Origin of the sequence: Nocardiopsis sp. N85, assembly GCF_028882275.1 — a bacterium.
Taxonomy (GTDB): domain Bacteria; phylum Actinomycetota; class Actinomycetes; order Streptosporangiales; family Streptosporangiaceae; genus Nocardiopsis; species Nocardiopsis lambiniae.
This window is the reverse complement of the sequence record NZ_JARBUT010000024.1, coordinates 99,825-106,101: the sequence shown is the minus strand read 5'-3', so window position 1 is coordinate 106,101 and position 6,277 is coordinate 99,825. Positions and strand designations below refer to the sequence as shown.

8 protein-coding genes are annotated in these 6,277 nt (G+C 68.2%); 2 read left to right on the top strand and 6 right to left on the bottom strand.

Going from position 1 to position 6,277, the window contains the following annotated elements; all coding sequences use genetic code 11:
- Positions 1-226: 226 nt before the first annotated feature.
- The 4 genes from PWG71_RS25435 to PWG71_RS25420 form a co-directional block, all read right to left on the bottom strand.
- On the bottom strand, positions 227-814 hold the full coding sequence (locus PWG71_RS25435; RefSeq protein ID WP_274812536.1) for a YdcF family protein: 588 nt from the start codon (positions 812-814) through the stop codon (positions 227-229).
- Between the two features lie 73 nt (positions 815-887).
- Positions 888-1,073 (bottom strand): DUF397 domain-containing protein, encoded by a 186-nt coding sequence (locus PWG71_RS25430; RefSeq protein WP_274812535.1) that lies wholly within the window; start codon positions 1,071-1,073, stop codon positions 888-890.
- Positions 1,074-1,101: 28 nt separating this feature from the next.
- Entirely contained in the window at positions 1,102-1,287 is a 186-nt protein-coding gene (locus PWG71_RS25425; RefSeq protein ID WP_274812534.1) for a DUF397 domain-containing protein, read from the bottom strand.
- The gene (locus tag PWG71_RS25420; RefSeq protein ID WP_274812533.1) at positions 1,284-2,087 is read right to left on the bottom strand and encodes a helix-turn-helix domain-containing protein; all 804 of its coding nucleotides are present in this window, start codon (positions 2,085-2,087) and stop codon (positions 1,284-1,286) included. The genes PWG71_RS25425 and PWG71_RS25420 overlap by 4 nt, the downstream gene beginning before the upstream one ends.
- A 312-nt stretch (positions 2,088-2,399) precedes the next feature.
- Here PWG71_RS25420 and PWG71_RS25415 point away from each other — a divergent pair, with 312 nt between their 5' ends.
- Positions 2,400-2,600, top strand: a complete 201-nt coding sequence (locus PWG71_RS25415) for a hypothetical protein (RefSeq protein ID WP_274812532.1) — start codon at positions 2,400-2,402, stop codon at positions 2,598-2,600.
- Complete coding sequence (locus tag PWG71_RS25410; protein ID WP_274812531.1) at positions 2,597-2,965, top strand: hypothetical protein; 369 nt, start codon at positions 2,597-2,599, stop codon at positions 2,963-2,965. Before PWG71_RS25415 ends, PWG71_RS25410 begins: the two co-directional genes overlap by 4 nt.
- Here the strand turns inward: PWG71_RS25410 and PWG71_RS25405 are convergent, their stop codons facing one another.
- A complete protein-coding gene (locus PWG71_RS25405) occupies positions 2,966-3,658 on the bottom strand; it encodes a haloacid dehalogenase type II (protein ID WP_274812530.1) in 693 nt (230 codons plus the stop codon).
- Positions 3,659-3,845: 187 nt separating this feature from the next.
- Positions 3,846-6,017 carry an RNA polymerase recycling motor ATPase HelR gene (helR, locus tag PWG71_RS25400; RefSeq protein WP_274812529.1) on the bottom strand — a complete coding sequence of 724 codons (2,172 nt, stop codon included), beginning with the start codon at positions 6,015-6,017 and terminating at the stop codon, positions 3,846-3,848.
- Positions 6,018-6,277: the final 260 nt, after the last annotated feature.

Sequence of the window (6,277 nt, the reverse complement as noted above, 5' to 3'; positions counted from 1 at the left end):
CCGGGCGCTCGACTAGCGTCGCGGGGTCACTCGATATGCGGTTGTGGCGCCAGAATAGGGCACGCGCGATCGTTCCGCGTACGGTTTCCGGGCAGATCGCCGAAGAAGATCGAAGGTTCCTCGTCTTCGCAGTTCAGGGCACTGGTGTTCGACCCCTGCGCAATGCTCCCTTTGTGAAGTGGAAGCCTTTGGGTCCGCTTTGGCGGTTTCGCGTTTTTAGGGTGTGTCAGCGACGATAAAGAGCGATAAGCGGCTTCAGCCAGAGGAGTTCACCCGGTCGATGATCCCGGGTGGGACGCAGGCGGTCGGCGATCTCCGGGGCCTGCTTGCGGAGGTAGCGGCGACCCCGGCGGGCGTGGGAGGTGTTGGAAGCGATCTTCACGACCGGGAAGGGCTCCGCCAAGGGAAGGGAGAGTCCGATGTTCTCCCAGGTGTTGTTCGCTTTCTCTTCCAAGAGGATGTCAGCCGGGTCGACCCCGAAGACGTCAACGGCGTAATCGGCCATCACGGCCGCCTCGGATCGGCGGGCGTGGTGACGTCGGGGGTTGCCACCGGTGAAGATCAGAACGCTGCGTCCGGCCCGGGGATCACGGGACCGGACGGCGACCCGGACACGGTAGCGCTGGATCAGGCCGGGGCGGTCGCCGCGGCGGCTGGGGTACCCGAGGACGATGATCGCCTCATCGGCGTCGGTGTCGACGTGCGGGGCGGGCGCGGGGTAATCCTCGCGGGAGACCCGCCACAGGGTCCATTCGCTCCAGAGGAGCGCCCCGCCGACGAGGGTGGCACCGAGCAGAAGGCGTTTGCGATCCATACTCCGGAACCTACCGGCAGGGGTACGGGCGAGGGCGGCACCCGGAAAGAATGCCGCCCTTGGGGGAAGTCGTTCAGCTGTGGGACTTGAGGGTGTCCACGAGCGATGCCCACTCGGCTGAGGAGAACTCCAAGTGCCCGAGCTGCCGGTTCTGGGTGTCCCGGACAGCGGTCGTGGCACCCTCCGCAATCTCGACGCAGTTGTTATTACTGCCCCCGCTATAACTGCTCTTGTGCCAGCGTCGGGTGGGTTCGCCCATGGGAAGCCTTCCTGGTGCGGCCGTAGGGTCAGCCCTGCGCCTTGAAAGTACCCACCAGCGCGTTCCACTCACCCGCCACGAACTCCAGGTGCCCAAGCTCCCGGTTCTGGGTGTCCCGAACAGCAGTCATGGCACCCTCCGCAACCTCGACGCAGTTGGGGGAGTTCGCCCCACTGAAGCTACTCTTGTGCCAGTCCCGGACAGGGTTGCTCATGAGAGAGCCTCTCTCGTTTTCTTGACGTACTCGTACGAGGCTATCGGGGAGAGCGCCTCTGCTTGGAGGCCGCTGAAGGTGCTCGCAAGCTGATTGACCTGCGCCCCCGCGACAACTTCCTGCCCACCCCAGTGTTCCACGTGCCCAACGAGTCGGCCGTCTCTCAGGTTCATGATGCGGAAGGGACCGTTGAGGCCTGGATGGTAGGGAGCATACTCGGGCATCAAAGAAACCCGGATGCGGTGGTTGTCAAACAAACGAAGCAAGTGATCCAGCTGGTTCTTCAGCACCCCGTCAGATCCCACGACCCTGCGAATCACGATCTCGTCCATGACGAACCACAACAAAGTCTCGCCCTTCAGTTGCCCCAGACGCTCGCTTCTCGCCTTCGATAGTTCGTCGATGTTCCGGTCGCTATCCCACTTACGGCCGTTGCGCAATAGAGCATGGGCGTACTCTCGCGTTTGAAGCAAGCCGGGGAAGATAGCCATCTGATACTCGCGGATCTCGCCGGCTTGGCGCTCCAGGCGGACGAAGTCTCGCCAGTCGGCGGGGATCTCGCGGGTGTTCGTGACCTCCAGCCACAGTCGCTCCAGGACGTCGCCTGTAGAAAGCGCCCCGTCCAAGGCGACCGCATGCTCCCGTTTCGGCTTTCTCGTCGCCCTCTCGAAACCGCTGATGAGGCCGTTCTGGAACGGCAGCCTGTGGGCGAGTTGAAGCTGGCTGAGGTTCGCCTCCTCGCGCAACCTGCGGAGTTCCCGCCCCCAGCCATCCCATTCCTCGAAGACCTTGTCCGGCATGTGCACATGCTTGCACGAGGGCTCTACAACCTGCACTACTTTTTCGACAATTACCCAGTCACGTAGATGTCGTTGCAGTTCAGAGGGGATGCCAGCAAAGTTGACACTGTAGGAGGCGCGGGAGAATCCCGCGCAGCATAATTTCACAAACACCCCGTTCGGACACGAATCGGGTGCTTGTGCGAATAAGTGCCCCGGCGGCTGCGATAACAGCCCCGGGGCGTGGTTCCACTCCCGGATCTCTCACGAATGAGCAGGTGCGAACATGCACGAGATTACCGCTTTCCGCCATGTCCGGACGGAGGTGGACCGGTGAACGGAATCCATCTCGACGATCTCCTGGAAGCGGCGGTCGAAGCGCTCGACCTGTCGGGGGCCGAACTCCCGAGCCCGCTGTCCGGGCGGGTCTCCGCCGTGCGAACCGCGCTGGAGCACACCCGGCGCACCGGCGACGCGCACGAGGCCGTCCGCCTCCTGGACCTGGCCCTGGAAGCCGCTGGAGGCGGGCGATGACGCGGATGCCCCTCCTCCTCCCTCCCCTGTGCGGCGAGGTCCGCCTCGACCACCAGGGCACCCGACGGGTGTGCGTCCTGGACCTCGATCACCCCGACGAACACGAGGACGTGCGCGGCGACCGCTGGGAACCCCCCTCGCTCACCCTGGAACGCCTGAACCGGACCTGGGGCGCCACCCACCGCATCGCCTGGACCGGATCCCTCTGGATGGCCACCCATCGCGACCCCCGGGCCCACTGGCGCACGCAGATCGAGCACACCCCCGACCAACTGGAGGAACGCCTGCGCCGGTACTCAGGCCACCCTCCCCTCCCTCCGTCCCGGCCCTCTCCCCCTCGGGAACGACCGCCCGGTCCCGAATGATCAGGTCACACCGAGACCGGCGGCCAGCTCGTCGAGGCTCCTCACCTCCAGGTCGAACGAGTCCGCCGCGCCGGGTGGGTCCCCCACCGGGCGCTCGACGTAGGCCGTCCTCATGCCCACCGCCCGCGCACCCCGCAGATCCCAGGCGTGGGCGGCGACCATGAGCAGGCGTTCCGGCGGGCACCCCGCGTTGGCGATCGCGAGTCGGTACACATCCGGATGGGGCTTGTAACCCCGGGCGTCCTCGGCCGAGAGCGCCTGGTGCCAGCGCAGTCCCGCGTGCGCGTTGATGCGGGTGAGCGCCGAGCGGCTCGCGTTCGACAGGCCGACCACCGGGAACCGCGAGGCGATCCGTCCCAGCCCCGCGACGGAGTCCGCCCACGGCTCCAACCGCTGCGCCGAGGCCGCCAGGAGACGAATCCCCTCCTCGCCGTCGACACCCGCCTCGGCCGCGACGCGGGCCGCCGCCTCACGGTCGATCACCACGCTGTCGGCGTAGGGGCGGCGACCCGCCAGCATCTCCCGCTGCTGTTCCTCGACGTACCCGTGCCACACCGCGACGAGTGCGGCCGTCCTCGCGTCGTCGATGTCCGGGAGCAGCGCTCGGACACCTCGTCCGAGGCCGCCGGGCTCATCGACCATGGTCCCGAGGATGTCGAAGACGATCACGTCGATGTCGAGGTGTGCGGTCACGAGAAGCGCTCCCGGAAGCCTCCGTCCGTGCCGACCGGAACATGCGGAGACTCGTTCATCGAAGGGTTCGGCGGTCCGCCGCGGTGCGGGGTCTCCATCTCTACCCGAAAGCCGTCCACCCGGGCGACACCGGGTGGGGGCGGTGCTCCGCACCCGCCCCGCACCACCGACGGAGAGGGGACCCGGGTCAGGAACTCGTGAGGACGACGAGACGCCGGGTCGCGCGGGTCATCGCCACGTAGCGGTCCACCGCCCCCTCGATCCCCTCCCCGAACGCCTCCGGGTCGACCAGGATCACCAGGTCGAACTCCAACCCCTTCACCGACGTCGGCGTCAGCGACCGGACCCGGGACGTCGCACGGAACGTGGGATCACCGATGACACAGGCGATCCCCTCCGCGTTCTCGGCGAGCCACGTGTCCAGGATCGGGTCCAGCTCCTCCACCGCCCCGTACGTCACGGGAACACCCGCGCTCCGGATGGAGGTCGGCACGTTGGCGTCCGGGAGCGCCGCCCGGATGACCGGCTCGGCCTCCGCCATGACCTCCTCCGGCGTCCGGTAGTTGATGCTGAGCGACGTCAGGTCGACCCGGTCGAGCCCGACCCGCTCCAGACGCTCCCGCCACGACTCCGTGAACCCGTGTCGGGCCTGGGCGCGGTCGCCCACGATGGTGAAGCTCCGCGACGGGCACCGGAGCAGCAGCATCTGCCACTCCGCGTCGGTCAGCTCCTGGGCCTCGTCCACCACGATGTGCGCGAACGGGCCCGCCAGCACGTCCCGGTCCGCGCTCGGCAGCACGGACTCGTCGACCAGGCTGTTCTTCATGTCGTCGAGGAGCAGCATCGTCACCACGCCCTCACCGTCGTCGTCGGCGGCGACCAGGCTGTCGATCACCGTGGACATGCGATCGCGCTGGGCCAGCTCCGAGGCCCGGTGCCGGCTCTGGCGACTCGACGCCTTCGGGTCGCCCAGCCGTTGCCGGGCCGCGTCCAGCAGCGGCAGGTCGGACACCGTCCAGGCCTGGGCCTCCTCGCGCTGGAGCGCGCGGATCTCCTCGATGCTCAGCATCGGCGCGCATTTGCGCAGGTAGGCGGGTACCGTCCACAGGTCGCCGACCAGGTCGGTGGGTTCGAGCAGCGGCCACGCGCGGTAGAAGGCCGTCATCAGTTCCCGGTTCCGCACCAGCACCCGGCGGAGCATCTCCGGCGTGAACCTCTCCTCCTCCTCCTTCTCGTCCTGGTCGTGCTTGTCGAACAGGATCGCGACCAGTTCGTCCAGGATCCGCGTGCGCGCCTCGTTGTGCGGGGTCCCGGGTTCCACCGCGTCGAACGCCTCGGCCCAGTCCCGGACGGTCAACCGGACCTCGGCCCAGGGGGTGGTGACCTCCATCCCCTCGGTGGGCGGCTGCTCGTAGAACCCCACGGCCGGCTCGATCGCCTTCACCAGGTTCGCGGACGCCTTCAGTCGCGCGACCTCGGGGTCCTTCTCCTCCGGGGCCGTCGCGCCCTCGGGGAGGAGATCCCGCAGGGTGCAGATCTGCACCCCCTCCTCGCCCAGGCTCGGCAGCACGTCGGCGACATAGGCCAGGTAGGGCTGGTGCGGACCGACGAACAGCACGCCGCCCCGCCGATGGCCCAGGCGCGGGTCGGAGTACAGCAGGTGGGCGGTGCGGTGCAGGGCGACGACGGTCTTTCCGGTACCGGGGCCGCCGTCGACCACGAGGGTGCCGCTCGAACCGGCCCGGATGATGGCGTTCTGGTCGGCCTGGATGGTGCCGAGCACGTCCCGCATCCGATCGGACCGGTCGGCGCCCAGGCCGGCGATGAACGCCGACTGGTCGTCGAGCGAGGCGCGGTGCCCCTCGAACCCGGCCGGGGTGAAGACCTCGTCCCAGTAGTCGGTGATCCGCCCCCGCGTCCAGCGGTACCTGCGGCGGCTCGCCAGACCCATCGGGTCGGCGTGGGTGGCCGCGAAGAACGGCTCGGCGGCGGGAGAGCGCCAGTCGAGCAGCAGGCGGCGCCCGTCCTCGTCGCTGAGGCCGAGCCGTCCGATGTACACGGGCTCGGAGTCGCCCTCGGCGACGATGTGGCCCAGACACAGGTCCAGGCCGAAACGGCGCAGGGAGCGCAGGCGGGAGCTCAGCCGGTGGACCTCCATGTCCCGGTCCATCACCGCCCGGCCCCTGCCGCCGGGCGCCATGCGCTCGGTGTCGAGTCGCTGGGACAGGTCGGCGATCGTCCGCTCCAGGCTCTCCGCGATGGCCGCGAAGTGCCGCGCGTCCTCGGCGATCAGTTCGGGCTCGGCCTTGGCGGCGAGGTTGTCCGGCAGGTCGAAAACACTGGTGGCCCGCGTATTCACATCGTCCCCCGGATCATGGCAAGTGGTCACGAGGGTCGATTCTGGGCCACGAGGGGGGTCTTGCCGCAAGTCCGGGGGTGCGCTATAGATTGAGAGTGGAGGAGAGCGGCCGAAGGCCCTCTCCCTTTTTTCATGCCATCGCCGTGACACCCGGCGGAGCGGTGGCGGTCACGGATCGACCGAACCGACCGGTAACCCTTGGCCCGCAGGCGATCCTGTGACCGGAAGAGGGGCTTCCCCCGAAGCCCCACCGTCCGAAG

Bases quoted from the DNA above. Each gene is read 5' to 3' on its own strand.
- PWG71_RS25435 (WP_274812536.1), bottom strand. From the start codon at position 814: ATGGATCGCAAACGCCTTCTGCTCGGTGCCACCCTCGTCGGCGGGGCG.
- PWG71_RS25430 (WP_274812535.1), bottom strand. From the start codon at position 1,073: ATGGGCGAACCCACCCGACGCTGGCACAAGAGCAGTTATAGCGGGGGC.
- PWG71_RS25425 (WP_274812534.1), bottom strand. From the start codon at position 1,287: ATGAGCAACCCTGTCCGGGACTGGCACAAGAGTAGCTTCAGTGGGGCG.
- PWG71_RS25420 (WP_274812533.1), bottom strand. From the start codon at position 2,087: ATGCCGGACAAGGTCTTCGAGGAATGGGATGGCTGGGGGCGGGAACTC.
- PWG71_RS25410 (WP_274812531.1), top strand. From the start codon at position 2,597: ATGACGCGGATGCCCCTCCTCCTCCCTCCCCTGTGCGGCGAGGTCCGC.